This window comes from Fictibacillus nanhaiensis (assembly GCF_042686385.1).
GTDB classification, from domain to species: Bacteria; Bacillota; Bacilli; order Bacillales; family Fictibacillaceae; genus Fictibacillus; species Fictibacillus nanhaiensis.
On sequence record NZ_JBHUPF010000006.1, the window covers coordinates 2,467,628 to 2,494,059 of the forward strand.

A 26,432-nucleotide genomic window follows, 5' to 3' on the forward strand; every position below is an offset into this window, starting at 1 on the left:
CTATCTCTTTTTCTTATCATTTTTTGTTCAACTCGACTATTATATCACAAATTTACAGAAAGGCTTTTTCTTTTTATGTAAATTCGGTACACTTAATACAGTATAGACAAGTTTTTGGCTTTGGAGGTCATCATGAATATCATTTTCTTTTTTATAGCTCTATTAACGGCATTCGCCATATGCGGCATAGGTATAGCAATTGGTGAAAAAAGCTGGTTGATCTTTCTAATATCGATCGTTTCTGTATTTTTACTTATGGGATATGGTTTTACTCTTAAAAAGAAGCAAAGAGAACGTTCATAATCGAACGTTCTCCTTTTTTCTGTGTTTTATATTAAGTGCTCTAACATTTCTTTATGCAATCCAGGCTTTGCTGCCAGAATGCTATTTTGTTCGAGAAGTTGAACAGGTTCACCGTCCGTTCGGCTTACAATAGCACCGACCTCATTCAAAAGGATCAAACCCGCCGCAAAATCCCACGGTGAAAGTCGCAGAGTCATATAAGCGTCTAGTCTACCGGATGCAACATAAGCGAGTTCGATCGCAGCTGATCCATATGATCGACTCCCTCTGGATTTTCTGATGATCTGCTGTACATGCTCATGATTGATGCGTCTGTTCGGACTAACCCACGTAGCATTAACTCCTACCACAGATTCAGATAATGTCACTTCCTCTAATCTCGGTAATTTCTTACCATTTAAATAAGCGCCTTCACCTTCTTTAGCAAAATAAAGGTTACTTCCCTCCACATCATAAATCAGTCCTAATTTCCCAATACCATCTTCATAAATTCCAACTGAGATCGCAAAGTTAGCTTGTTGATGAATAAAGTTTGTCGTGCCATCGATCGGATCGATAATCCATATTACACCTTTGGAGTTCCCTTTAATCTCATCTCCATAGCCTTCTTCTCCAAGCACTTTATGATCTGGAAAAGTTTGTTGGATTTTCGTTATAAAGAATTTTTCAATACTCTTATCCATATCGGTGACAAGATCTGCGATATGTGATTTATATGTAATCGTTAACGTGTTCTGAAAAGAATCTTTTAAGAGCTGTGCGGATTCAAGTGTCCATGTCTTCAAATGTTTCTCAATACTCATCAATTCTTCGTTCGTCATGTTTTCACTCCTTACCTTTCTTATAGTATAAGTCAATTTCATTCTCTTCACAAAAAAACGAACCATCCGTTCATGATGGATTCGTTTTTGTTATCCGCTATCAGCTTGGATCATGCTTCTAATCTCACGAGCTCCAGCCTTAATCGTTCGAGCTTACGCTTTGATTCGTTGATCTGTTTCTGATCTTTCGCTTTTAAAGCATCAAACAAAGTAGCTAGTTCATAATCAATCTCAAGTTTTAATACTGGAATTCTTCTTTCTGCATCCGTTCTTTTCAATGTGTTCATTACTTGTTTCATTTCACCGGCACATCCTTTCTTTTTCTCGTTATCTTCTTTTCTTCATTTTATGAAGCAGCCATGTATATGGAAACGGCACTTTGCGGAATCTAATGCAAACATTTTTTTATAAAGCTTTTCCTATGTTAAAATTCTTTGTAGCACTTGATGACCAGGAGGATTTCTAAATGACATTTAACGGATTCAATGATTCAGACTTTAAGGTTTTCCAAACACAAGGTCTTGATGAGCGTATGGAGCAAATCATCAACCGGATTCGCCCAAAACTCGAGGCCTTAGGGAATAAATATGCAGAAGAACTAAGTGCACTTACTGGAGAAGAGATGTTCTTTCATGTTGCAAAACATGCAAGAAGAACGGTAAATCCTCCAAAAGATACTTGGGTAGCTTTTGCACCTAACAAAAGGGGCTATAAGATGTTGCCACATTTTCAAATAGGACTTTGGGAAACGCATGTATTTCTGTGGTTCGCACTCATCTACGAAGCACCTATTAAGGATGCTTACGGAAAGATTATTCTTAAGAACTTAAACAAGATCAAGAAGGACATACCTAATGATTTTGTATGGTCTGATGATCATATGAAGCCTGATAGCACTCCACATCGTGAAGTGAAAAAGGATCGTCTAAAAGAAATGGCAACCCGTCTTAGCACGATAAAAAAAGCAGAATTACTTTGTGGCGTTCGTATTGAAAGAGATAAGGCAGCTACGATGAGTGAGAGTGACTGGTACGAACGAATCGATGAAACGTTCAAGACACTGTTACCTCTTTATGAACTAAGAAAGAAACTATAAATAAAAAATAGTGGCAGGAAGCAGAAGTTTCGCTGCTTCTTACCACTAGTATATTGCCGTACAACAGAAATGTATGGGTATGTATCCTCATTGTTAGAAAAGTGTTAGAAAAGGTTGTTTAATCTTTGTTTAATGGTTTCAGCTTCCGCACTCATCCTTTTGAATAACGCTTCTACTGAAGGCACATCGTTAATCTTACCGATAATTTGTCCAGCCCATCCAAATCCTTCGTCTCTTCTTCCTTCATAGATTAATTTTTGATTCGCCTCTCCACTAATATAATCTTTTAAGTGTTGATATGTACCACCCTTATTTTCTTCTTCTAAAATTTTTAATGTGAAATCCGTTCGAAGCGTTCTGCCAGGTGCACCTAATGTCCTCTTAATGACCACAGTATCTAATTCTGAACTTTCAACAACAAGTTGTTTATATAAAGGATGTGCGTGAACACATTCTTCTGTAGCGATAAATCTTGTTCCCATCTCAACTCCTTCTGCCCCAAGCGCGAGTGCGGCCATCAGTCCTTTCCCATCCCCTATACCTCCTGAAGCGATCACTGGGATTGAAACATTGTCAACAACTCTAGGAACCAATACAAATGTTCCGGTGTCCTCTTTCCCGATATGGCCACCACCTTCTTGCCCTACTGCCATTACTGCATCAGCACCTAATTGTTCGGCTTTCATAGCTTGTCTGACGCTTGACACGAGTACTAATGTTTTAATTCCTGTACCTCTTAACCGATCTAATATAGGCGCAGGGTTACCTCCTGTTACACTGATTACTTCAACCCCTTCTTCTATTGCGGCCTCAAGCATGTCTTCATACGGTCTTCCATGTTGTCCGATCGCAAAGTTAACTCCAAAAGGATGAGATGTTAATTTTTTTGTTTTTTGAATTTCAGACTTTAAGGCATTTGAATCTGGTAATGACATGGCCGTAATCTGACCAAGACCACCAGCGTTAGAAACAGCTGAAGCAAGTTCTGAATATGCTAGGTATGCGAGTCCTCCTTGAATGATCGGAAACTTAATATGTAATAGTTCTGTAAGTCTAGTTTTCATTTTTATTTCCTCCCTGAAAATTAAATCATTTACTTACATCTTCATGCATTTTCTGTTATACTTCTTTTGTTTTATAAAAAGGGAAATTTATTATAAGTTAACGATAGATGAGGTGTAGAATACATTGTCTCAACACGAAACTCCTTTATTCACTGGTTTGCGTGAACATGCAAACAAGAACCCATTGCAGTTTCACATTCCGGGTCACAAAAAAGGACAAGGAATGGATGAAGAATTTAAAGATTTTATTGGACCGAACGCACTATCAATCGACCTGATTAACATTACTCCATTAGATGACCTGCATCATCCTAAAGGCATGATTAAAAAAGCACAAGCCCTTGCCGCACAAGCTTTTGGTGCCGATCACACGTTCTTTTCTGTACAAGGAACAAGTGGTGCCATCATGACGATGATCATGTCTGTCGTGTCACCAGGAGATAAGATCCTCGTGCCGCGAAACGTGCATAAGTCAATCATGACAGCTATTGTTTTTTCAGGTGCAACACCAATCTTTATCCACCCTGAGATCGATCCTGAGCTAGGGATCTCACATGGAATTACGCCTGATAGCGTTGAAAAAGCTTTAAATCAACACCCTGATACGAAAGCGGTACTTGTGATCAACCCAACTTATTTTGGATTTGCAGCTGACCTAAAAGGTATTGTAGATATTGCTCATAGATTTGATGTACCTGTACTAGTAGATGAGGCACATGGAGTATTGATTCACTTTCATGATCACATGCCACTATCTGCGATGCAAGCTGGAGCAGACATGGCCGCAACGAGTGTTCACAAATTAGGTGGCTCACTTACAGGAAGTTCAATCCTAAATGTAAAAGAAGGTCTTGTATCGCCACAACGTGTGCAAACCATTCTTAGTATGATGACTACGACATCAACATCCTATATCCTTCTTGCTTCATTGGATGCTGCTCGTCGTCGTCTCGCTACTGAAGGGTATACACTGATTGAAAAAACAATCCGACTTGCTAATGAAACGCGAGCAAAGATCAATGATATTCCTAATCTCTACTGTGTAGGTGAAGAAAAGCTCGGCACTTCAGCTACATTTGATTATGACCCATCTAAGCTCTTAATCTCAGTAAAGGATCTCGGTATTACAGGATATGAAGCTGAAACATGGCTGCGCCAAAACTTCAATATTGAGGTAGAGTTGTCTGATCTGTACAACATATTATGTTTGATCACAACGGCTGACCATGAAAAAGATACGATGATCCTCGTTAAAGCGTTAACTCAACTTTCTGATGAGTTAAGCCACTCAAAGAATGAGGAGATCAAGGCACTACCTGTACATGTCCCTGATATACCTGTGCTTGCACTTTCACCTCGTGATGCTTTTTACGCGAATACAGAAAGTGTACCGTTCGAAGAATCTGCAGGTAGAATCATCGCAGAATTCGTCATGGTCTATCCACCAGGAATTCCGATCTTCATCCCTGGAGAAATCATCACGAAAGAAAATTTGGATTATATTAAAGAAAACCTCGAAGCGGGTCTCCCAGTTCAAGGCCCAGAGAATGCAGATTTAAAATACTTGAAGGTTATTCAAGAACAAGTTGCTATTCGATAATCAACCATAAAAAAGAAGACCTTAGGAGGTCTTCTTTTTTCTTACTTATCTAAGTTCGTTTGCTCATGGCAATGCGGGCATGTGTTTGAATATAAAGTGGTTACTTTTTCCTCTTCAAAATGCTCAATTGTTGTTTCACACGTTTGGCAAATGATTACTCCCATCCGTCCCATCTCCCTTCACATTTTGAAAGCGCTTACGTTTATACTCTTATATTATTATGTCACATTTAATTTGTCAACACATTTAGTATAACACATTTAAAAAAATATGTTATTTAATCGTATTGTTCGATCGTTTGAATATTTGGTACTGCTTCTTCAAAGAAAAGCGCTAGATCTTCAGCTTCTTTAAGTGTTTTTATGTGAAACACCTGCTTGATGTATTCAAGATTTCTCATATCATTTGAATCTAATAACGCTGATCTTCCTGTTTGCATGCATACAACTAACGGCTTACCAAAAAACATATTCGTATAAACAATGCCAAAATCATACCTGACAGTATCTGTAGTAAATCCTACAAACCTGACATTTACGGACTCACTCTCGTCGTACAATTTTTCAAACCATTCCATATTACCCCTCCTCGTATGATTACCTCGTTCATCGATCGGGTCGTCTATTTACTGGAACTAAATAAGTTATACTAATGGAAGTGTCATTGAATGTAAGAGTAATTCCCTTATTTCAGAAGTTTCAAACTCAATTTGTCAAAATCTTCTTAAAATATGATATACTATTCATATGTGTAGTTGACGATAAAAATTACAAATTGGAGTGGATTACATGTCTCAAAGCGCCTATGTTAAGCTTGTTCCCGCATCTATACAACAAGTGATCACAATAGATGAACTAAAAGACCTTCTGCTGTATTACCGTTCCATTACAACAAAAACAGGTGAACAATTATCATGGGGATATGCAGAAGCAGCCTTTCCTTACACGATCGAAGAAAAGGAAGAAGCGAAAGGAAAATGGTTTTATTTAAAAGGTTTAGATCAAAGAAAAAATAGATATATTTTAGTTGGTATCGGAAAAGAAGATGATAGTGACAATGAACAACATTACATACAATTTACACTTACCGACATTTCCACTCATGGTGATAAAGGTAAAGCCAATGAATTCTGTAAGTTTATCGCTTCCAAATTAAAAGGTGAACTTCACCTTTTTAATGGCAGGGTGATGTATTATTATCCTAAAAAGTAAGACAAATAAAGACTTTTATTGAATAGGAAGTCCAATCATATGATTGGACTTCCTATTTTATTTTTACTACAATGTAAACTTTCGGGCCCTTAGGGAAAAATAAAAAGAATACATATCATGAAAGGATGTGAAGAGATGAAAAAACAACCGAACATTGTTTTTATCGTTTCGTTAATAATTTCTGTCGTTTTTGTTATCATAGGAAGTTTATTCCCTGCCGAATTCCAAGATAAGGCAACCGATATTCAAAATTTCTTACAAGAGAAATTTGGCTGGTTCTACCTGCTTTCAGCAACGAGCTTCTTGATTTTTGTGCTTTATCTAGCATTTAGTAAGTACGGTAGAATTAAACTTGGTGAACCAGATGATAAGCCCGAGTACTCAACGATCACATGGTTTGCTATGCTGTTTAGTGCTGGTATGGGTATTGGCCTTGTCTTTTGGGGTGTAGCTGAACCAATCAGCCACTTTTATACACCTCCATCAGGCGAAGGAGAAAATGCCGCCTCTGCTCAAGCTGCGCTACGATACAGCTTCTTTCATTGGGGATTGCACCCTTGGGGGATATACACGTTAATCGGATTGTCACTTGCTTATTTTAAATTTAGAAAAGGCGCACCAGGATTGATCAGTGCGATCTTCACCCCATTGTTAGGAGATAGAGTTAATGGCCCCATTGGTAAAACGATCGATATTGTTGCAGTTTTTGCCACGATCTTTGGAGTTGCAACTTCTTTAGGACTTGGTGCCGTTCAAATTAGTGGTGGTGTTTCTTATTTAACGAACATCTCAAATAACTTCACCACACAATTGATTATCATCGCCATCGTTACTGTTTTATTCACTCTTTCTGCTCAAACAGGATTAAACAAAGGAATAAAATATTTAAGTAACTTGAACATTATGTTAGCCGTTCTACTCATGGCGTTCTTGCTTTTCGCGTCATCTACGAACTTCATCATGGATGTATTCGTACAATCTCTTGGGAACTACCTGCAATACCTTCCTAGCATGAGTTTAAAACTCAGTCCGTTCAGACCTAGTGAAGCAGGCTGGATTCAAGGCTGGACAGTCTTTTATTGGGCTTGGTGGATCGCATGGGCACCATTCGTTGGTACATTTATAGCTCGTGTATCAAAAGGGAGAACCATTCGTGAATTTATTATGGGTGTATTGCTCGTCCCGACTATATTTGGAGCACTCTGGTTTTCCATTTTTGGAGGAGCAGCTCTACATCTAGAAATCTTTAATAACGTTGGTCTTAACAAAATCATTTCGGATAAAGGTACAGAGGTGGCGCTTTTCGCACTGTTTGAACATCTTCCGTTCGGAACCATCATGTCGGTCTTAGCTATTTTCTTAATCAGTACGTTCTTTATTACATCAGCAGATTCTGCTACGTTCGTTTTAGGTATGCAGACAAGTGACGGTCGTTTGAACCCTTCTTCTATGACCAAATTCATTTGGGGAATCGTTATAGCTGCTTCTGCAACCATCCTATTGTATACAGGTGGATTAGAAGGATTACAAACAGCGTCAATCATTGCAGCCTTTCCCTTTGCATTTGTATTGATCTTTATGATGATCTCTCTTAAAAAGGCACTTTCTGAAGAGACAAAATTAAAATAAGATTGATTATGATATCTCATATCGCCCTTGGGAAGTAGTTTTTTCCACCTTCCAAAAATCAAAAGATGAATGGCTAAGAAGACCTCTTCTTAGCCATTCATCTTTTGCTGTTTAGGTTGAAAGAGTCATTTACACCCTCGTACAGACCGCTCGTCCTGTTAGGAGTTGCTCCTTTCAAATGGTAAGGAAAATCAACATTCATGAGGAACATTATTAGAAAAAAGCATAAATAATAGTTAGGATTTATCCAATTATCATTTTACCGGTCACATATATAAGGGTTAATGATATGGTCATGTTTAAAGCAACTGATCTGTTAATGTTCAAACGCTGGGCTACCAGAAAGTTGAAATATCCAAACATCAACATTAATATTGTTTCATAAAAATTATGGTCGTGATGTGAGAGAAAAAGTACGATCGAATAACCGCACCACATGACAATCTGAATGACAGTGCATAATAAAACTCTCATCGCTTCCTCCATGTAATTAATAATCTTGATCGGTTTCAACAATTAGGAAAAATGCATAGTTTTCTTTATATATTTTAGACAAGTGCTTTTAAATAAAGATTATGACGCTTCTCCTTATATATGATTGAACAAAAAAACCCCTTGTGAACTGCGAACAGTCACAAGGGGTTTCAATTGTATATTTATTTTACAATGTGTACAGGAAGTCCGATAGCAACTTCAGCTGCTTCCATAGAAATCTCTCCGAATGTCGGATGAGCATGGATCGTCATAGCGATGTCTTCAGCAGTCATACCCGCTTCAATTGCCAATCCTAGTTCTGCAATCATATCAGATGCATTTCCACCAGCAATTTGAGCTCCTAGTACAAGTCCATCTTCTTTACGAGTGATCAGTTTCATGAAACCATCTGTCTCGTTCATAGATAGAGCACGACCATTTGCTGCGAACGGGAATTTAGATGCTTTCACATCAAATCCTGCTTCTTTAGCAGATTTTTCGTCGTAACCAACTGTAGCAAGTTCCGGATCTGTAAACACTACAGCAGGGATAGCCATGTAATCGATCTCTGCAGCATGTCCTGAGATTACTTCCGCAGCTACCTTACCTTCGTAAGAAGCTTTGTGAGCAAGAGCTGGACCTTCAACTACATCACCGATCGCGTAGATACCGCTAATGTTTGTTTGTGCTTTTTTGTTGATCTTGATCAGACCGCGTTCAGTCATTTCAACACCAACTTGCTCAAGACCAAGTTCTTCAGTATTTGGACGACGACCAACCGTTACGAGAACATAGTCAGCTTCAAAAGTCTTAGACTCACCTTTGATCTCAGCTGTTACAGTAACACCGTCTTTCGTTTCTTCAACGCCTTTAGCCATAGCTTCTGTAAATACTTCTACATTGCCTTTTTTCTTTAAGCGTTTAGAAACGACTTGGCTCATTTGCTTTTCAAAACCAGGAAGGATTTGTTTGCTTCCTTCAAGGATTGTTACTTCTGTACCGAAGTTCGCATATGCTGTTCCAAGCTCCATACCGATATAACCGCCACCGATCACTACCATCTTCTTAGGAATCTCTTTAAGAGCAAGAGCTCCTGTAGAAGAGATAATACGGTCACTCCATTTAAAACCTGGGATTTCAATAGGACGTGAGCCAGTAGCGATGATCGCATTTTTGAACGTGTATGTTTGAGAGTTCTTCTCATCCATGATACGTACAGTGTTTTCGTTTACGAAATAAGCTTCACCACGAATGATTTCAACTTTATTTCCTTTTAAAAGTCCTTCAACTCCGCCAGTAAGCTTCTTAACGATGCCTGCTTTCCAGTCTTGAACTTTGCTGAAATCAACTGTTACGTTATCAACAGTAATCCCCATATCTTCAGAGTGATTAGCATGTTCTACACGGTGACCTGCATTAATCAAAGCCTTTGATGGAATACAACCAACGTTCAAACAAACGCCGCCCATTTCTGCCTTTTCCGCAATAGCCACTTTTTGTCCTAATTGTGCTGCACGAATTGCTGCAACATATCCCCCAGGACCTGAACCTATGACAAGTGTGTCTAACTCAATTGGAAAATCTCCTACTACCATCGAATTACGCCTCCATTACTAATAGTTGTGGATCGTTCAATAAACGCTTAATGTGATTCAATGCATTTTGAGCTGTTGCACCATCGATCAGACGGTGGTCAAAGCTAAGAGATAAAGCTAAAACAGGAGCTACTACCACTTCTCCATCTTTAACAACTGCTTTTTCAGCAATACGGCCGATACCTAAGATCGCTACTTCTGGGTGGTTGATTACTGGTGTGAACCATTGACCGCCTGCAGAACCAATATTCGTAATCGTACAAGATCCGCCCTTCATCTCTTCACCAGAAAGCTTACCATCACGCGCTTTAGTAGCTAGCTCATTGATTTCAGAAGAGATTTTGAAGATGGATTTACGATCAGCATCTTTAACAACTGGTACCATAAGACCGTTATCTGTATCTGCTGCAATACCGATGTTGTAATAGTGCTTGTATACGATTTCTTCGTTTGCATCGTCGATAGATGCATTAAGCACAGGGTATTCACGTAGTGCAGAAGTTAATGCTTTTACCACGTATGGAAGATAAGTAAGCTTGATGCCTTTATCTGCAGCAACTTGCTTGAACTTCTTACGGTGTGCAACAAGATCAGTAACGTCCACTTCATCCATAAGTGTAACATGTGGAGCTGTATGTTTGGAATTAACCATCGCTTTTGAGATCGCTTTTCTAATTCCTTTGATCTTTTCACGAGTTTCCATTTCTCCAGCAGGAATTGCTTTAGGAGCTTCTTTCTTCGCTTCAGCTTTTGGCGCATCTTCAGTTGCTTGTGGTGCTGCTTCAGCTGCTCCTCCGCCACTTACGAATTTATCGATGTCTTCTTTAAGTACACGTCCGTTATCTCCAGAACCTTGTACTTTACGAATATCAACTTCTTTTTCACGCGCATATTTACGAACAGAAGGCATTGCGATTACACGCTTAGATTCGTCTGCAGGTTCTTCTTTAGCAGTATCCTCAGTTTTTGCTTCTGATTTATCTGCTTGAGCTTGATCAGCAGTTACGTTCTTTTCTTCTTCAGCTTTAGGTTGTTCTGGAGCTTCATCGCCACCGCCATGAGCATCAGCAGGAATTTCACCTTCTGCTTCAATTGTTACTAGAACATCACCAACTACAGATACTGTTCCTTCGTCTACTTTAAGTTCAAGAATTTTACCGTCTACAGGAGATGGGATTTCTACTACAGCTTTATCGTTTTGTACTTCAAGCAGGATATCGTCTTCTTTAACTTCGTCCCCTGCTTTTACAAACCACTTTACAATTTCACCTTCGTGAATTCCTTCTCCAATATCGGGAAGCTTAAATTCAAATGCCACGATTAACGCCTCCTATTTTATAACAATCTTTTTCGTCAATGATGTGAAAGAGCTGAAAGAAACAGTCACGAACGGACGTCTCTTTCAGCTAACATTCATTTTTTCTTAGAAATTGTAGACTTTCTTAGCTTTGTCTACAATATCACGATGATCTGGAATCCAAACATCTTCAGCAGAAGCATATGGGAACACTGTATCTGGTGCAGTTACGCGCAATACAGGTGCTTCTAAGTGAAGGATTGCACGATCGTTGATTTCAGCTACAACGAACGCTCCAATACCAGCTTGTTTTTGTGCTTCTTGTACAACAATCGCTCTACCTGTTTTTTCAACAGATCCCATGATTGTTTCGATATCAAGCGGGCTGATCGTACGAAGGTCGATCACTTCAGCTGAGATTCCTTCTTTTTCTAATTCTTCAGCAGCTTTTAATGAAGCGTGAACCATAGCACCGTAAGTAATGATAGATACATCCTTACCTTCACGCTTCACGTCTGCTTTACCAAGTTCGATCGTGTATTCTTCTTCTGGCACTTCGCCACGGAAAGAACGGTATAATTTCATATGCTCTAGGTAAACTACTGGATCGTTATCACGAATCGCAGAGATTAATAGACCTTTTGCGTCATATGGAGTTGAAGGTATAACAACTTTAATACCAGGAGTTTGGTACATTAAACCTTCAAGGCTGTCCGCATGAAGCTCAGGCGTTTTAACGCCTCCACCAAATGGTGAACGGATTGTTACTGGAGATGTGTAAACTCCACCTGAACGGTATCTCATACGGCCCATTTGTGCTGCAACTGAATCAAATACTTCAAACACAAAACCAAAGAATTGAATCTCCATTACTGGACGGAAACCTGTAAGCCCAAGACCTATTGCAAGTCCCCCAATTCCAGACTCAGCTAGCGGAGTATCAAAAACGCGGTCTTCTCCAAATTCCTTTTGAAGTCCTTCAGTAGCACGGAAAACTCCACCGTTTTGACCAACGTCTTCACCGAAAACAAGAACTTGTTCATTGTTTTTTAATTCATTGCGCATAGCATCTGTAATCGCTTGAATCATAGTCATTTGAGCCATATTATTTCGACTCCTTTGCTGTGTATTCTTCTAACTGCTCACGAAGGTTGAACGGAAGGTTCTCGAACATGAACCCGATTAGGTCAGTAACCTTTTGCTTAGGCGCTCCGTCTGCTTTCTTAATCGCAGCTTTAATATCTTCTTTTGCTTCTTCTACAACTTTGTTTTCTTGCTCTTCAGACCAAAGGTTCTTTTTCTCCAAGAACTTACGGAAACGAACAAGTGGATCTTTCTTTTCCCATTCATTATCAAGATCTTTTGTACGGTAACGAGTAGGATCGTCTCCTGCCATCGTATGTGGTCCATAACGGTAAGTAAGTGTTTCAATCAATGTAGGACCTTCACCAGAAACTGCACGCTCACGAGCTTGTTGAGTCGCTGCATAAACGGCAAGGACGTCCATCCCATCAACTTGAATTCCTTCAATACCAGCTGCAACTGCTTTTTGAGCGATCGTTTTTGCAGCAGATTGCTTCTCAACTGGAACTGAGATCGCAAAACGGTTATTTTGAACAACGAAAATCGTGTTTGCACGGTAAGCTCCTGCGAAGTTTAATCCTTCGTAGAAGTCACCTTGTGATGCTCCACCGTCACCTGTGTAAGTGATACATACGTTATTTTTACCTTGTTTTTTCAGTCCGAAACCAACACCCGCTGCTTGAATGATTTGAGCACCGATGATGATTTGAGGCATCAATACATTTACGCCTTCAGGAATCTGTCCACCTTGGAAGTGACCACGAGACCATAGGAATGCTTGTGTTAATGGGAAACCATGGAAAACCATTTGAGGGATATCACGGTATCCTGGAAGAATCCAATCTTCTTTATCTAACGCATAGTGAGTTCCTAGCATGGAAGCTTCTTGTCCAGCTAGTGGCGCATAGAAACCTAGGCGTCCTTGTCTGTTTAAAGAGATCGCACGCTGATCCCAAATACGAGTGTAAACCATGCGGCGCATTAATTCTTGCAGATCTTCATCAGACAAATTCGGCATTGCCGATTCGTTAACAACTTCTCCGTCTTCAGAAAGAATCTGGAACGTTTCAAATTGATCTTGAACTGCATCAATTGTTTTCGTCATGAAAAGTCACCTCTTCCTTTCTTTTACCCTGTCAATTTTCCCTAATCTTAAAAACATGCACATATTTATCAGGTTGCCCAAAGTGAAACATTTTTAAGACAGGTTTATATTTTTAAAAGGCTTTTTAGGTATGCCTTTGTGTACCCATCTGAAGTTTTCCCTTGAATTCAAGAGCTAAACCCTCTTACGGCACCCTAACTGTATTACTAACTTATAAAAATAGAGTAACACAACAATCCTTTTCACGTAAATTAGTTTACACCACTGCTGATATACAGTCAATCTATAGGTTGCATATAGTTATCACATATTTACGGGCTTGTTCAACAAACGTTTACTAAGCCTCATCTGCTCAACTGTTTCATATTATTTTTTCTGCTGTATCAGTCATTTTTTACGTTAACAAGTACAACTTACAACATAAGTTATTACTAGAGGATGACATAAAATATTTTATTCCCGTTCTTTTTTATTAAAAATCCTCTATGTTATGATAAGAGGAAATTAAATGAACTTAAAAGTATATCTGCACGGAGGTTTTGCTTGTGTTAACAATGAAAGATGTAATAAGAGAAGGTAACCCTGTACTCAGAAAAAAAGCGGTCGAAGTACCTTTTCCATTTTCAGATGAAGATATTAAGACAGCTAACGAGCTTCTTGAATTTGTAAAGAACAGCCAAGATCCAGAGATTGCTGCAAAATACAATCTAAGACCTGGTATCGGAATAGCCGCTCCTCAGATTGGAATCTCGAAGCGAATTTTTGCTTTCCATGTATCAGATGAAAACGGAAATTTATACAGTTATGCACTACTAAATCCGAAAATTATGAGTCATTCTGTACAAATGACATATCTAGATGGAGGAGAAGGATGTCTGTCTGTAGACAGAGATGTGCCTGGTCTTGTTCCTCGCTATGCGAAAGTTACTGTAAAAGGCTTCACACCTGATGGCTCAGAAGTTAATTTAAAGCTAAAAGGACTTCCTGGTATCTGTTTTCAACATGAACTTGATCATTTAGACGGTATCATGTTCTATGACCGAATTAATGAAAAACAGCCATTCGAACCTCCCGCGAATTCAGTTGTAATTAGATAATATACATCAAGAAAAACTCACTAAGCCTTTTGGGACTTAGTGAGTTTTTTGTTCTCATGCTGATCTGTCGTGTTCTAAGTTTAATACGTTCTTTTTCGTTCCTCTCTTACCTGTTAGGTAGACGCCAGCAAAAATAAGCATCAATCCCCAATATGCACTTCTATGTATCATCTCATCTAATAGAACGCTACCCCACATGACAGCTGATACAGGAACTAAATAAGTAACTAGAGTTGCAAACTCGGCTGAACCTGCAGATATCATATAATAATAAAGCAAATAGGCTATTCCTGAGCCAAAGACTCCAAGACCGATAAGTGATAGTACAGAATTGTAGTGAATAGGATTTTCAGGAACTGCCCAACCATCCGTCAAAAACATCATCAACGCACTTAATAGCATTCCTGCAAATAGTGTAGACGAAGCAGTGATCCAAACCGTTGTATGCTGAAGATGTTTTTTGGCATATTGTGAACTATATCCATAACAACAAGTAGCTACAAGCATCAAAACAATACCTAACAACAATTGATTCTTGCTCAATCCAGGAGCATCTACGTCCATTAGTAACATAATCCCTATAAAGCCGATCATTACCCCCACCCATTGTTTCCATTGCAATGAGACGGAAAAAAAGAACACACCCATCATTGTCGTCCAGATCGGAGTAGTTGCGTTTAATATAGCCGTATACCCACTGTCTAAGAACGTTTCGCTCCATGCGATAAGTCCCCAAGGAAGGCCAGCGTTTAAGAAGCCAACGAAAAGTAACTTTTTGATGGGAAGTCTTTTCCAATCAACTCTCTGTCGGGTTATCAGGAATAGAGGAATAATCGTGACTATTCCTAGCAAACAACGAAGAAATACGATCTGCCAAGGATCGAATATCTCAAGAAGGACTTTTATGAACATGAAAGACATTCCCCATATCAAACTTAAAACAAAAAGCGCCGAGTATAACTTCATTCGTTCAACCCCTTACTTAAAATGAAAATAGCAATCATGAAATGTAACAATTTCCCTCTAAAAAATATCCATTCAACGACACATACTAGTAATAAAAACAGTCGTGGAGGGTAATAAATGAAGATGAGAACGCGCTTATTAAAAAAACTTAGGAAATGGGTAAGACAACAAAATAATAACGGTAAACTAATTCTTAACTAAGTTAAGTTTCTCTTTTAACTAAGGTAATTATATAGGAAATTCCCTATAGCTTAACAGTTATTATTTTTATATTTTTATGGTTTTCCAATGATGCATTATGAAAAAACATGAAAAACATGTCACTTTCCTTTATAATAGGACGAAGAAACTCAAAAACTACAGACCGGTAAGGAGACATGAAACATGATTTTTAAAGTATTTTTTCAAACTAGCTTAACTGAGGTTCCTGTTCGTGAACACACTCAATCAGTGTACGTAGAAGCAGAAACGATTAACGACGTACGTAAAAAACTTGCTGACCGCAAATACAACATTGAATACATACAAGAAATTAACGGTAAATTTCTTGAGTATGAAAAAGACACAAATTCATTGGAATTGGAGAATGTATAATTTATGAAATTTGTAAAAAATCATCAAGCCGCCGTTTTCGCGCTTGGCGGTCTAGGAGAAATCGGTAAGAATACGTATGCCGTCCAATTTCAAGATGAGATCATCCTTATTGATGCAGGTATTAAATTCCCTGAAGATGAACTCTTAGGAATTGATTACGTCATTCCCGATTATACGTATCTTGTAAAGAATGAAGAAAAGATCAAGGGCTTGTTTATCACACATGGTCACGAAGATCATATCGGCGGTATTCCTTATCTCCTAAGACAAGTGAACATTCCGATTTATGGTGGCAAACTCGCACTTGCTCTCATCAAGAACAAATTAGAAGAACACGGATTGCTTCGTCGTGCACAGTTACATGAAATTACTGAAGACGACGTGATCAAATTCCGTAAAACATCTGTAAGTTTCTTTAGGACCACTCACAGTATCCCAGATTCCTATGGACTTGTAGTGAAAACGCCACCAGGAAATATCGTTCATACGGGTGACTTTAAATTCGATTTCACGCCTGTTGGTGAACCAGCAAACTTAACAAAGATGGCTGAAATCGGAAAAGAAGGCGTTCTCTGCTTACTTTCTGATTCAACAAACAGTGAAGTTCCTGGCTTCACTCTATCTGAGAGACGTGTCGGGGAAAGCATCCAAGACATCTTTAGAAAAATGGAAGGTCGAGTGATCTTCGCTACTTTCGCTTCGAACATCCACAGATTGCAGCAAGTCGTTGAAGCTTCTGTTGCAAATAATAGAAAGATAGCTGTGTTTGGTCGTAGTATGGATTCAGCGATTACTGTTGGACAAGAACTTGGATTTATTAAAGCACCTAAAAATACGTTTGTTGATGCAAACCAGATCAACCGTCTGCCTGATAATCAAGTTACGATTCTATGTACAGGTAGCCAAGGGGAACCTATGGCTGCTCTATCCAGAATTGCTAACGGCACACATAGACAGATTCAAATCATTCCTGGAGATACTGTTGTATTCTCATCCTCACCTATTCCAGGAAATGCATTAAGTGTAAGTAAGACGATCAACCAGTTGTTCCGTGCAGGAGCAGAAGTCATTCACGGATCCCTAAACGATATCCATACTTCCGGTCATGGTGGACAACAAGAACAAAAGCTTATGCTACGTCTTATGAAACCTAAGTTCTTTATGCCGATTCATGGTGAATATCGTATGCTTAAGATGCACACGAAGCTTGCTTCTGATTGTGATGTTCCTACTCAGAATTCATTTGTAATGGATAATGGCGAAGTATTAGCCCTATCTTCTAACGAGGCAATGGTAGCCGGGAAAATCCCTTCTGGTTCCGTCTATGTAGATGGAAGTGGAATTGGTGATATCGGAAACATCGTACTTCGAGATCGTAAAATTCTCTCTGAAGAGGGTCTAGTAGTCGTAGTCGTAAGTATGGACATGAAAGAGTTTAAAATTGAAGCAGGACCTGATATCATCTCTCGAGGTTTTGTATATATGCGAGAGTCTGGAGATTTGATTCATGATGCTCAAAGTCTTCTTAGCAAACATCTAGAAACGATCATGAACGAAAAAAGAACCACTCAGTGGTCTGAGATCAAGAACGAGATTACAGACACATTAGCGCCATTCTTATATGAAAAGACGAAGAGACGCCCAATGATTCTACCCATTATCATGGAAATATAGTTCTTCATAATAAAAACCGTTCCCTATTTAAGGGCAACGGTTTTTTTATTCTTCATTAGCCATTTGTTTTTCTAAGCGATTGATGTCTTTATCACCACCGATTACGATCAATACATCTCCTTGATGGATGGATTGGTCAGCCTGTGGTGAAACATAGATGTCTTTACCTCTTTTAACAGCTACAACATTACACCCATACTTTGCTCGAATGTCTAACTCGATCAAAGATTTATTATTCATCTTTTTTGTAGCGACCAATTCAACGATGCTATGTTCATCGGAAAGCTCTAGATAGTCTAAAACATTGTTTGAAACGATTTGATGAGCTATTCTTATCCCCATATCTCGCTCTGGGTGAATGATTTTATCTGCTCCAATCTTTCTTAATACCTTTTCATGGTAATCATTTTGAGCTTTAACCGTGATTTTTTCTACACCCATTTCTTTAAGAATTAGTGTTGTAAGAATGGACGATTGAAGATTGTCACCGATTGCGACCACAACATGCTGAAAATTTCTTATTCCAAGACTTTTCAATACACCCTCATCTGTAGAATCAGCAATTACAGCGTGCGTAACCACGTTAGAGAACTCATTCACTCGATCTTCATCAATATCAATCGCTAGGACTTCCATTCCTTGATCGGCTAATGCTTTACACATACTACCGCCAAATCGACCTAGTCCGATAACAGCATATTGCTTTTTCAAAGTCCCTCACTCCAATCTCTAGGGGTATAGCCTTATTTTACCACAAAATCCATATCTAACTATTACCACTTATGTAAAAACCGCAGAATATGTTCGCGTTTTCATATCTCATTACAAAAATAACCCAAGAACAAAGTCTTGGGTTATGAAATGTGCTCTATTATGAAAATTAAAGAGTCTTTTGACCAGGTTTCCAGTTTGCTGGGCAAAGTCCACCTGTTTGAAGTGCTTGAAGAACACGTAATGTTTCATCAACATCACGACCAATGTTGTTATGGTTAACAACAGAGTACATCAATTCTCCCTCAGGAGAGATGATGAATAATCCACGAAGTGCAATACCTTCCTCTTCGATTAGGACACCGTAATCACGAGCTACAGTGTGGTTCGTATCAGCTGCTAGAGAATATTTTAACTCACCTAGACCATTCATGTCACGTGGCGTGTTGATCCAAGCTTTGTGAGTGTGGATAGTATCTGTAGAAACACCAATTACATCAGCATCTAAATCTTCGAACTCGTCAAAACGGTCGCTAAGTGATGTAATTTCTGTAGGACAAACGAAAGTGAAATCCATCGGATAGAAGAAAAGAACCGTCCATTTGTCATTCTTCATATTTTCTTCTAAGCTAACTTTTCCAAATTCTTTGTTTGGTAATACTGCATCCATTTCAAATCTAGGTGCTTGTTTTGCTACCATACGTTCTGCCATAGGTGTAAATCCCTCCAAAAAAACTGTTTTATTTACATGGGTAATTATAGTACAGTCCTTATTTTTAGTCAATGTTAAATAATAATTAATTTAAATAAGGAAAGTTGTTCCCACGTCTTAATTTCTCCTTAATCATAGCAACTTAAACTAAAAATGTGAAATTATCCGCTCATTTTACATGCGATTCATTCTCAATAAAGAGTTTACATTGAGGATTTCTCGGGAACTCTTTGTGCTATAGGAGGGATTAGAAATGCCATATGATTCACTTAAAGATCTGCCTGAGGGAGTAAGAGATCACCTTCCTCATCACGGTCAGGAGATCTATAAAGAAGCATTCAATTCTGCACTTAAAGAATACAAAGAAGAAGAAACAGCCCATAAAGTAGCATGGAGCGCCGTAAAACATAAATATGAAAAAACTGAAAATGGACAATGGAAAAGTAAAGACTCCTGAACATCGTTCAGGAGTCTTTACTCGTTTCCGTTTCCTTATCTTCTGAAATCTTTTCAATTCCTATTTTTTTAATCTGTCTGCCATCCAGCTCTAAAATCGTAAAGCGATAACTTTCGTAATTAAAAGCATGGTTTGTTTCTAAATCAATAGATCTTGTGAGAACCCATCCACCAATCGTATCTATTTCACTGTTATCAATATCGAGTGCAAATAATTCATTGATTTGTGAGATGAGGACCTTGCCGTCAACTACGGTTTGATTTTGATCCACTTGTTGTATTTCTGGCTCTTCATCAATATCAAACTCATCTCTGATCTCTCCTACAATTTCTTCCAAGATATCTTCAACCGTGACAATTCCAGCCGTTCCACCGTATTCATCTACGAGTACGGCCATATGTGTCCGATCTTTTTGCATTTTGACGAGTAGTTTTTGAATCGGTATTGATTCATGGACAGTAATGATGGGACGAATATAATCATTCAAGTCAAAATTTTCTCTACTAAAGTGTTCGTTAAAGAATTCTTTAATGTTTACGATTCCTACAATATGATCTTTGTCATCGTGTCCAACAGGATATCTCGTGAACTTTTCTTCACGCATGATTGCCATGTTCTGTTCACTCGTATTCTCTAAGAATAAGCAAACCATTTCTGTACGAGGAATCATGATTTCTTTTGCTACACGATCATCGAATTCAAAAATTCTGTTTACATAACGGTATTCTGATTGATTAATCTCCCCGCCCTGTAGACTCTCTGAAAGAATAAGACGCAACTCTTCTTCTGTATGTACTACCTCATGTTCGCTAGCTGGGCTAATACCAAAGACGCGTGTTAAAAGATTCGCTGATCCATTTAGTAAAAAGATAAAAGGGTACATGACCTTATAAAACACGATAATTGGTTTTGCTGTAGCTAAAGAGACTGTCTCAGCTTTTTGAATCGCAACTGTTTTAGGCGCCAGTTCCCCAAGAACAACATGTAAGAACGTAATTAAAAAAAATGCGATTGAAAATGAGAGCGTATGCGTAAGTCCTTCATTCAATCCAGCGTTTTCAAATAAGGGCCTTAAAAAGATTTCAACCGTCGGCTCACCTAACCAACCAAGACCTAGTGCTGTTATGGTGATCCCCAACTGACAGGCTGACAAGTAACCATCTAGATTTCCAATTACTTTTTGTGCAGCGATCGCTTTACTATTTCCTTCGGCTGCTAAATGGTCGATTCTCGTCCTACGGACTTTAACAATAGCAAATTCAGTGACTACAAAAAATGCAGTTAATACAATTAGTAGAATAATCATGATTACATTTACGATTGGCATATGGACCTCCCCATCTGCTGCTAAACAACATATTTTTTTATGGTTGATGAATTAATTCCCTTATAAAACGTGCATTAAACAGAAATAAAGGGGCAGCATGGCTGTCCCCAGGAGTGTTATGATTGTAATCTGCTTTCAACAGCCTGACATACTTCATCTGCTGACATACCATGAGCGTTCAACACAGAACCTTGTGTTACTGCATTTTGAATGCCCATAACGTTTTGATCCTGGCCGGAAATTACACAGCAATCACAGCCATTCGCGTCTTGTTCTTGACGAAGTTCTACAACGTCATAACCCTTAGATCGCAAAGCATCTGAGACATTTGATAACGATTGTTCAACACCAATTCTAGCCATATTCCCACCTCCTTACCTTTCTTAATGTTTCCAACTCCTATTGGGAATATGTAATGGAACAATGAAGTGTTGCTAGAAGGACACGTATGTCGATATAAACGTTACGTGTCGACTCGTGGATAAATCATAAAAACTTTTGGATTGAGCACCGAAACTTGTGGATTGTGTATTAAAACTTTTGGATTGGAGGTTGAAATTTCTGGATTGAAAGTAAACATTCGTGGATTGAGTAACATTAGGAGACTGAGACTAGGGAAAAGAGCAAGAAAAAAACGGCCGAAGTGGCCGTTTTCCTAATCTCTATTCCCTTTGAAGATAAAATATTTAACTAACAGATTTACCGCATGCCCAATCGCTTCTTCTTGCGGCTTTAACTTTGAATGATGAAGACCATACGGGGTATCAACCCCAAGCCAGAACATGAAACCAGGAATCTTCTCTAAGAAATATCCGTAATCTTCTCCTGTCATAGCTTCTTTACATTCAAATACATTCACAGTTTCCTGCTGTTTAGCAAATTCCATGAATTCTCTAGTTAAGGTCGGTTCGTTATCTACTTGTCGATAATTCGAACCATAATCAATCGCCGTTTCACATTCAAACCCGTGAGAAATACCATCAACTAGTGATTCAATCCGTTTTTTCACCTTATCCATCGCTTCTGGAGATAACGTTCGAATGGTGCCTTCGAGTCTTGATTTTTCAGCGATGATATTCTGTTTCGTTCCACCAGTTATCTTCCCTATAGTAACAACCGCTGAATCCAGTGGGTCAATATTACGTGAAACGACCGACTGCATCTGAGTAACCAAATGGCTTGCAGCGACTACCATGTCATTGCTTAAGTGTGGATAAGCTGCATGACCGCCTTTTCCGATCAGATCGATGAAAAGTTCGGATGTATTCGCAAATAATAATCCTTCTTTTACAGCAATCGTACCGACCGGATACTCCGGAGCAATGTGAAGCGCTGTGATCATGTCAGGTTTCAACTGTTGAAACAGCTCACTCTCTCTCATGGGGAGAGCCCCCCCTGGTCCTTCTTCTGCAGGCTGAAAAATAAACAACAGATGATCATCTATTGGGTTCTGTGCAAAATGAGACAATAAGCCGATCGCAATCGTCATATGAAGATCGTGTCCGCAGGCATGCATCATTCCTTCATGAACAGATGAGAATTCATAGCCGGTTTCTTCGACAATAGGCAGTCCATCCATATCTGTTCGATAAGCGATCGTTTTAGATGGATTTCTTCCAATCACTTTTACATATATGCCCGTTTCCCACGTATAAACTTCAAGATGATTCTGAGGAAAAGTAGAGATGAGATCAAGGATATATCTCTGAGTTTTAAACTCTAAAAATCCCGGCTCCGGTATACGGTGCAAGTCTTTTCTAATCTCAAGTAACGATTTCATCTTCTCTCATCCCCTACACTATAATTAGTCGTTTAACTGACGAAGCTCTTGTCTGATTTCTGTTTTTGATTTTGTTTTCTCGTCGATTTTTTTAAGTACACGTGCAGGAGTTCCACCGACCACTGTGTATGGTTCTACGTCTTCGATTACAATTGCACCTGCAGCAACGACTGCACCCTTACCTACTGTTACGCCCTCAAGTACGACTGCGTTCGCTCCAATGACTACATCATCTTCTACAACAACTGGTTTTGCAGAAGGTGGTTCGATTACACCCGCAAGCACAGTTCCTGCACCGATGTGACAGTTCTTACCAACTGTAGCTCGTCCACCAAGAACAACGTTCATGTCGATCATCGTTCCTTCACCGATTACAGCTCCGATGTTAATAGAAGCGCCCATCATGATTACAGCATTGTCACCGATCTCAACCTGGTCACGAATGATAGCACCTGGTTCAATACGAGCTTTGATGTTCTTCATATCTAACAAAGGAATCGCTGAGTTGCGACGGTCATTTTCAATCACGAAGTCTTCAATGTTACTTTCATTTGCTTTTAGCGCAGCTTCAATATCTTTCCACTCACCGAATAGGACAGCTGTGTTACCTGAAGGGAAAACTTTTGTTTCTTTCCCAAAATCGATATTTTCAAGATTACCTTTTACATATACTTTTACTGGTGTAGATTTTGTTGCGTTTTGGATAAATGAGATAATTTCGTTTGCATCCATCATTTTCATGTTTGGTAGTTCCTCCTTAAAAGTCATTCTGTATTGTATTAAACCACTAAATATAGAAAGATTCAAACGTTATTCATTCGTTAGTTTTCGAATCAAATCCATAAACACATTCACTTGTTTGAGCTCCGATCCTGTGCCGTGATGAATGAGCCACGTATCGCGTTTAATGGCATTCCCCTTTTTATCTGTTAGTGGAATCTTATAGAAATCGTCCTCTGGCTGAAGACTAATCGATGGTAGAATCGCATAGCCAATACCATTTAGAGCCATCTGCTTACATGTTTCAATCTGGTCAACAACAATCGTTTTTTGCGGCGTCGTTTTAAAATGAGTATGCCACCAATCTTGTATCTCTTGATAATACGTTGAATGGCTCTTAAATTGAATAAATGGTTTAGTCGTATCGGAAAGTTCGTCAAGAGATGAGATCGTCGTATCGACCAAATATAAATGGTCTGACAAAATATGTTCTTTACTTCCTCTCCATTCTGGATTTCCCCTTACGATTCCAAGATGAATCTTATCTTCATAAAGGTGCTTGATGATCTCGGAACTCCAACCCGTTATAAGTGAAATATTTACATGAGGATAAAGATTCACATACTCTTTTAACACGTGGGGCAACCAATATTGACCGATGATGGAAGCCACCGCAAGCTTCAATGTACCGTGAACATGCTCTGACAGGGATTGAAGCTCTTCTTTTACAAGCTCCTCTTTTTGAAGCACTTCCGTAACAAAAGCTAGAATCTTTTCTCCAGAAGGTGTTAGATTCAATCCTTTTTGAGAACGAACAAAAATAATGGTTCCCCAATTGTTCTCAATGGTTTGAAGCCTTTGACTCAGAGCAGGTTGAGACACATATAGCCGCTCAGAAGCTTTCCTCATATTTAATTCTTCAGCAAGAACTTTTAAAATACGAAACTCAGATAACTGCATTATTTCTCCTCTTAGCATCCATAAGTTTTTCTTATTGAAAATTATCGAATTTATGTAATTTATTTTAAGTATACCTTAACATAGGATAGATATGTAAAGAGAAATGAAGGGATGTGAAAACATTGTATATCCTTATATTCGTGGGTTTTATCGCTACTTTTATCGGCACCCTATCTGGAAGTGGCGGCATGATCAATTTTCCGATCATGTTATTATTAGGTGTTCCCGTCCACTCTGCGATCGCAGCGAATAAATTCGCCAATATGTTCAGTTCTTTTTCCAGCTTTTTTGTTCTTTTACGAAAAAATGATACGAAGCTTTCTCCTTATCTCATTTCAGGTGCTATTAGTCTACTAGGAGGCGTTGCCGGCGGTTTGACTGCTTCTGCGATATCTAGAGAAAACTTAACCATCATCGCTCTTTTCTTACTCACAGGTGCTCTGTTTTTAACTTTTCTAAAATCAAAAAGAGAAGCAGATCCTGAACACGAAATAAAACAGCTCCCACCTAGTAAATATCCTTATCTTTTTGGTATCGGAGCCTACGACGGTTTATTTGGTCCGGGTCAAGGAACCCTGCAGATGCAGCTTTTTTTACGAAACGGCTTTACATATATTCGGACCCTTTCGTTTACGCGTTTTAATACGTTCTTAAGCTGTACGGGAGCTGTGTTCACCTACTTATATACGGGTCACTACATGTGGAACGTAGCTATACCGCTTACGATCGGAAGCATCTGTGGAGCGCAGGCTGCTGTAAAACTAGCACCTCGTTTAAAAACAAAACAAGTTACAATCCTTATGAGGACTGTAACTGTTGTACTTATTCTTCAATTAATTATTCAATGGAGGTAATCGAATATGAAAATAACTGGTATTCATCATGTCCAATTATGTATTCCTCGTGGTAAAGAAGAGGAAGCTAGAGCTTTTTATGAAAGTATGTTACAGCTTAAAGAAATTCCGAAACCAGAGGCGCTTCGAAAAAATGGTGGGATGTGGTTTCAAATCGGACATCAACAACTTCACATCGGAGTGGAAGAACAGGTTTATAAAGGTAAACACCATCCCGCTTTTTTCGTTGATAACCTCTCTAGCTTCAAGGAACACCTTTCTCTCCACCACATTCAGATCCAAGAAGAACTTCCCATTCCAGGATTTTCTCGATTTACGATAAGAGATCCCTTTGGGAATCGGATCGAATTTATTCAGCCTTCTTTAGTTTAATAAATTATCTTTGTCTTTCCCATCCTCTGGTTCAACGTGAACTTGTATACTCTCCACATTATAAGCTTCTTTGATGGTGTCTTCGATCTTTTCTGTGATCTCATGACTTTCCACCACGTTAAGGGAAGGATCGACTTTAATCGTTACATCGATAATCGCTCGATTACCGTGTTTACGAGCTTTCAGGTCTCCCACGTTCTCTACACCTTCAACATCTAGAATCTTGTGTTCCATTTCTTTGCCTTCTTCATAATCAAAGCCATCTGATAGGTTATGGGAGGTTTCAGTGAAAATCTCCCAACCTGTTTTAATGATGATAAGACCCACAAGAACGGCTGCGGCAGGATCTAGCCACGGTAAACCGATCTGTGCACCAAAGATTCCCACTGCAGCTCCAATACTTACAAACGCGTCTGAACGATTATCTAGAGCGGCTGCTTTTAGCCCTTGACTGTCTGTTTCTTTTGCTACCTTAATATTATACAAATAAACGATGATCATAACAGCCGCCCCAAACAGTGCGATTAAGGCTGCCGTCAAGGAAGGCTCTGTTTCCACTCCGTTAAACATCTTTTTAATAGAAGATATTAATACTTCTATTCCGATAACAACCATGATAAACGATGCAACCATCGATGCAATCGTTTCTGCTCGTAAATGACCATAAGGATGGTCCTCGTCTGCTGGCTTTCTTGAAATTTTCAGCCCTATTAATACGGCAATAGATGCGATTATATCTGTAGCATTGTTTAATCCGTCTGCAACTAATGCATCTGAATTAAAGAAAATGCCTGATACTAATTTTACAATGGATAGAAAAATATAAGCTCCTAAACTAAGATAAACACCACGTTCCACTCTTCTTTGCTGATCAGATTGCATTCTCTATTCTCCTTCGTTAAATAATACCTTTTACATCATAAAGAATGG

Annotated in this window: 29 protein-coding genes; 11 read left to right on the forward strand and 18 right to left on the reverse strand. The window is 38.9% G+C overall.

All coding sequences use genetic code 11. From position 1 onward, the window contains the following. Nucleotides 1-132: 132 nt before the first annotated feature. Complete coding sequence (locus ACFS5O_RS16235) at nt 133-303, forward strand: DUF5325 family protein (RefSeq protein WP_318300201.1); 171 nt, start codon at nt 133-135, stop codon at nt 301-303. 26 nt (nt 304-329) lie between these two features. Here the strand turns inward: ACFS5O_RS16235 and ACFS5O_RS16240 are convergent, their stop codons facing one another. Both ACFS5O_RS16240 and ACFS5O_RS16245 read right to left on the reverse strand, forming a co-directional pair. Then, nucleotides 330-1,124, reverse strand: coding sequence for an inositol monophosphatase family protein (locus ACFS5O_RS16240; protein ID WP_205726006.1), 795 nt, complete (start codon nt 1,122-1,124; stop codon nt 330-332). A gap of 110 nt (nt 1,125-1,234) precedes the next feature. Next, nucleotides 1,235-1,423: a hypothetical protein gene (locus tag ACFS5O_RS16245; RefSeq protein ID WP_066393326.1), complete on the reverse strand. Its 189-nt coding sequence runs from the start codon at nt 1,421-1,423 to the stop codon at nt 1,235-1,237. Nucleotides 1,424-1,590: 167 nt separating this feature from the next. Between ACFS5O_RS16245 and ACFS5O_RS16250 the strand changes: the two genes are divergently transcribed. After that, a complete protein-coding gene (locus tag ACFS5O_RS16250; protein ID WP_205726005.1) occupies nt 1,591-2,220 on the forward strand; it encodes a YktB family protein in 630 nt (209 codons plus the stop codon). Nucleotides 2,221-2,324: 104 nt separating this feature from the next. Here ACFS5O_RS16250 and ACFS5O_RS16255 read toward each other — a convergent pair whose 3' ends face one another. After that, nucleotides 2,325-3,290, reverse strand: a complete 966-nt coding sequence (locus ACFS5O_RS16255) for an NAD(P)H-dependent flavin oxidoreductase (RefSeq protein WP_205727252.1) — start codon at nt 3,288-3,290, stop codon at nt 2,325-2,327. A gap of 118 nt (nt 3,291-3,408) precedes the next feature. Here ACFS5O_RS16255 and ACFS5O_RS16260 point away from each other — a divergent pair, with 118 nt between their 5' ends. Then, complete coding sequence (locus ACFS5O_RS16260) at nt 3,409-4,884, forward strand: aminotransferase class I/II-fold pyridoxal phosphate-dependent enzyme (protein ID WP_066393313.1); 1,476 nt, start codon at nt 3,409-3,411, stop codon at nt 4,882-4,884. A gap of 41 nt (nt 4,885-4,925) precedes the next feature. Here ACFS5O_RS16260 and ACFS5O_RS16265 read toward each other — a convergent pair whose 3' ends face one another. Together ACFS5O_RS16265 and ACFS5O_RS16270 are read right to left on the reverse strand one after the other, a co-directional pair. Further along, the gene (locus ACFS5O_RS16265; RefSeq protein WP_082861350.1) at nt 4,926-5,048 is read right to left on the reverse strand and encodes a GapA-binding peptide SR1P; all 123 of its coding nucleotides are present in this window, start codon (nt 5,046-5,048) and stop codon (nt 4,926-4,928) included. A gap of 113 nt (nt 5,049-5,161) precedes the next feature. After that, complete coding sequence (locus tag ACFS5O_RS16270) at nt 5,162-5,461, reverse strand: DUF3055 domain-containing protein (RefSeq protein WP_066393310.1); 300 nt, start codon at nt 5,459-5,461, stop codon at nt 5,162-5,164. A gap of 211 nt (nt 5,462-5,672) precedes the next feature. Here ACFS5O_RS16270 and ACFS5O_RS16275 point away from each other — a divergent pair, with 211 nt between their 5' ends. Both ACFS5O_RS16275 and ACFS5O_RS16280 read left to right on the forward strand, forming a co-directional pair. Then, nucleotides 5,673-6,095: a DUF1885 family protein gene (locus tag ACFS5O_RS16275; protein WP_205726004.1), complete on the forward strand. Its 423-nt coding sequence runs from the start codon at nt 5,673-5,675 to the stop codon at nt 6,093-6,095. Nucleotides 6,096-6,230: 135 nt separating this feature from the next. Continuing rightward, nucleotides 6,231-7,724: a glycine betaine uptake BCCT transporter gene (locus tag ACFS5O_RS16280; RefSeq protein ID WP_205726003.1), complete on the forward strand. Its 1,494-nt coding sequence runs from the start codon at nt 6,231-6,233 to the stop codon at nt 7,722-7,724. Between the two features lie 656 nt (nt 7,725-8,380). Here ACFS5O_RS16280 and lpdA read toward each other — a convergent pair. The 4 genes from lpdA to pdhA form a co-directional block, all read right to left on the reverse strand. Then, entirely contained in the window at nt 8,381-9,793 is a 1,413-nt protein-coding gene (gene lpdA, locus ACFS5O_RS16285) for a dihydrolipoyl dehydrogenase (RefSeq protein WP_205726002.1), read from the reverse strand. 4 nt (nt 9,794-9,797) lie between these two features. Then, nucleotides 9,798-11,111: a dihydrolipoamide acetyltransferase family protein gene (locus ACFS5O_RS16290; protein ID WP_205726001.1), complete on the reverse strand. Its 1,314-nt coding sequence runs from the start codon at nt 11,109-11,111 to the stop codon at nt 9,798-9,800. 105 nt (nt 11,112-11,216) lie between these two features. Continuing rightward, on the reverse strand, nt 11,217-12,194 hold the full coding sequence (locus tag ACFS5O_RS16295; protein WP_205726000.1) for an alpha-ketoacid dehydrogenase subunit beta: 978 nt from the start codon (nt 12,192-12,194) through the stop codon (nt 11,217-11,219). Nucleotide 12,195: 1 nt separating this feature from the next. After that, nucleotides 12,196-13,278 carry a pyruvate dehydrogenase (acetyl-transferring) E1 component subunit alpha gene (pdhA, locus tag ACFS5O_RS16300; RefSeq protein WP_205725999.1) on the reverse strand — a complete coding sequence of 361 codons (1,083 nt, stop codon included), beginning with the start codon at nt 13,276-13,278 and terminating at the stop codon, nt 12,196-12,198. Between the two features lie 545 nt (nt 13,279-13,823). Here pdhA and def point away from each other — a divergent pair. Beyond that, on the forward strand, nt 13,824-14,375 hold the full coding sequence (gene def / locus ACFS5O_RS16305) for a peptide deformylase (RefSeq protein WP_205725998.1): 552 nt from the start codon (nt 13,824-13,826) through the stop codon (nt 14,373-14,375). 54 nt (nt 14,376-14,429) lie between these two features. Here the strand turns inward: def and ACFS5O_RS16310 are convergent, their stop codons facing one another. Next, nucleotides 14,430-15,341 carry a DMT family transporter gene (locus ACFS5O_RS16310; protein WP_205725997.1) on the reverse strand — a complete coding sequence of 304 codons (912 nt, stop codon included), beginning with the start codon at nt 15,339-15,341 and terminating at the stop codon, nt 14,430-14,432. Nucleotides 15,342-15,725: 384 nt separating this feature from the next. On the opposite strand from ACFS5O_RS16310, the gene ACFS5O_RS16315 reads away from it, so the two are divergent. Continuing rightward, entirely contained in the window at nt 15,726-15,935 is a 210-nt protein-coding gene (locus ACFS5O_RS16315) for a DNA-dependent RNA polymerase subunit epsilon (RefSeq protein ID WP_137789793.1), read from the forward strand. 3 nt (nt 15,936-15,938) lie between these two features. Continuing rightward, the gene (gene rnjA / locus ACFS5O_RS16320) at nt 15,939-17,609 is read left to right on the forward strand and encodes a ribonuclease J1 (RefSeq protein ID WP_066393269.1); all 1,671 of its coding nucleotides are present in this window, start codon (nt 15,939-15,941) and stop codon (nt 17,607-17,609) included. A 45-nt stretch (nt 17,610-17,654) separates the two neighbouring features. Here the strand turns inward: rnjA and ACFS5O_RS16325 are convergent, their stop codons facing one another. Together ACFS5O_RS16325 and ACFS5O_RS16330 are read right to left on the reverse strand one after the other, a co-directional pair. Continuing rightward, nucleotides 17,655-18,320: a potassium channel family protein gene (locus ACFS5O_RS16325; protein ID WP_205725996.1), complete on the reverse strand. Its 666-nt coding sequence runs from the start codon at nt 18,318-18,320 to the stop codon at nt 17,655-17,657. Between the two features lie 169 nt (nt 18,321-18,489). Further along, nucleotides 18,490-19,032, reverse strand: coding sequence for a peroxiredoxin (locus ACFS5O_RS16330; RefSeq protein WP_066393264.1), 543 nt, complete (start codon nt 19,030-19,032; stop codon nt 18,490-18,492). A gap of 253 nt (nt 19,033-19,285) precedes the next feature. Here ACFS5O_RS16330 and ACFS5O_RS16335 point away from each other — a divergent pair, with 253 nt between their 5' ends. Beyond that, entirely contained in the window at nt 19,286-19,489 is a 204-nt protein-coding gene (locus ACFS5O_RS16335; RefSeq protein WP_205725995.1) for a ChaB family protein, read from the forward strand. 7 nt (nt 19,490-19,496) lie between these two features. Here ACFS5O_RS16335 and ACFS5O_RS16340 read toward each other — a convergent pair whose 3' ends face one another. From ACFS5O_RS16340 to ccpC, 5 genes are all read right to left on the reverse strand, one after another. Then, nucleotides 19,497-20,816 carry a hemolysin family protein gene (locus tag ACFS5O_RS16340; RefSeq protein WP_205725994.1) on the reverse strand — a complete coding sequence of 440 codons (1,320 nt, stop codon included), beginning with the start codon at nt 20,814-20,816 and terminating at the stop codon, nt 19,497-19,499. 116 nt (nt 20,817-20,932) lie between these two features. After that, nucleotides 20,933-21,178: a YkuS family protein gene (locus ACFS5O_RS16345; protein WP_205725993.1), complete on the reverse strand. Its 246-nt coding sequence runs from the start codon at nt 21,176-21,178 to the stop codon at nt 20,933-20,935. Nucleotides 21,179-21,471: 293 nt separating this feature from the next. Next, nucleotides 21,472-22,596, reverse strand: coding sequence for an N-acetyldiaminopimelate deacetylase (locus tag ACFS5O_RS16350; RefSeq protein WP_205725992.1), 1,125 nt, complete (start codon nt 22,594-22,596; stop codon nt 21,472-21,474). 24 nt (nt 22,597-22,620) lie between these two features. Further along, nucleotides 22,621-23,337, reverse strand: a complete 717-nt coding sequence (gene dapD / locus ACFS5O_RS16355; protein WP_066393246.1) for a 2,3,4,5-tetrahydropyridine-2,6-dicarboxylate N-acetyltransferase — start codon at nt 23,335-23,337, stop codon at nt 22,621-22,623. Between the two features lie 69 nt (nt 23,338-23,406). After that, entirely contained in the window at nt 23,407-24,276 is an 870-nt protein-coding gene (gene ccpC / locus ACFS5O_RS16360; protein WP_205725991.1) for a transcriptional regulator CcpC, read from the reverse strand. A gap of 122 nt (nt 24,277-24,398) precedes the next feature. On the opposite strand from ccpC, the gene ACFS5O_RS16365 reads away from it, so the two are divergent. Beyond that, nucleotides 24,399-25,130 carry a sulfite exporter TauE/SafE family protein gene (locus ACFS5O_RS16365; RefSeq protein WP_205725990.1) on the forward strand — a complete coding sequence of 244 codons (732 nt, stop codon included), beginning with the start codon at nt 24,399-24,401 and terminating at the stop codon, nt 25,128-25,130. Nucleotides 25,131-25,136: 6 nt separating this feature from the next. After that, complete coding sequence (locus ACFS5O_RS16370) at nt 25,137-25,502, forward strand: VOC family protein (RefSeq protein WP_205725989.1); 366 nt, start codon at nt 25,137-25,139, stop codon at nt 25,500-25,502. Here ACFS5O_RS16370 and ACFS5O_RS16375 read toward each other — a convergent pair. Next, nucleotides 25,494-26,384: a cation diffusion facilitator family transporter gene (locus tag ACFS5O_RS16375; RefSeq protein ID WP_205725988.1), complete on the reverse strand. Its 891-nt coding sequence runs from the start codon at nt 26,382-26,384 to the stop codon at nt 25,494-25,496. The two genes, ACFS5O_RS16370 and ACFS5O_RS16375, sit on opposite strands and share 9 nt — an antisense overlap. Between the last annotated feature and the right edge of the window lie 48 nt (nt 26,385-26,432).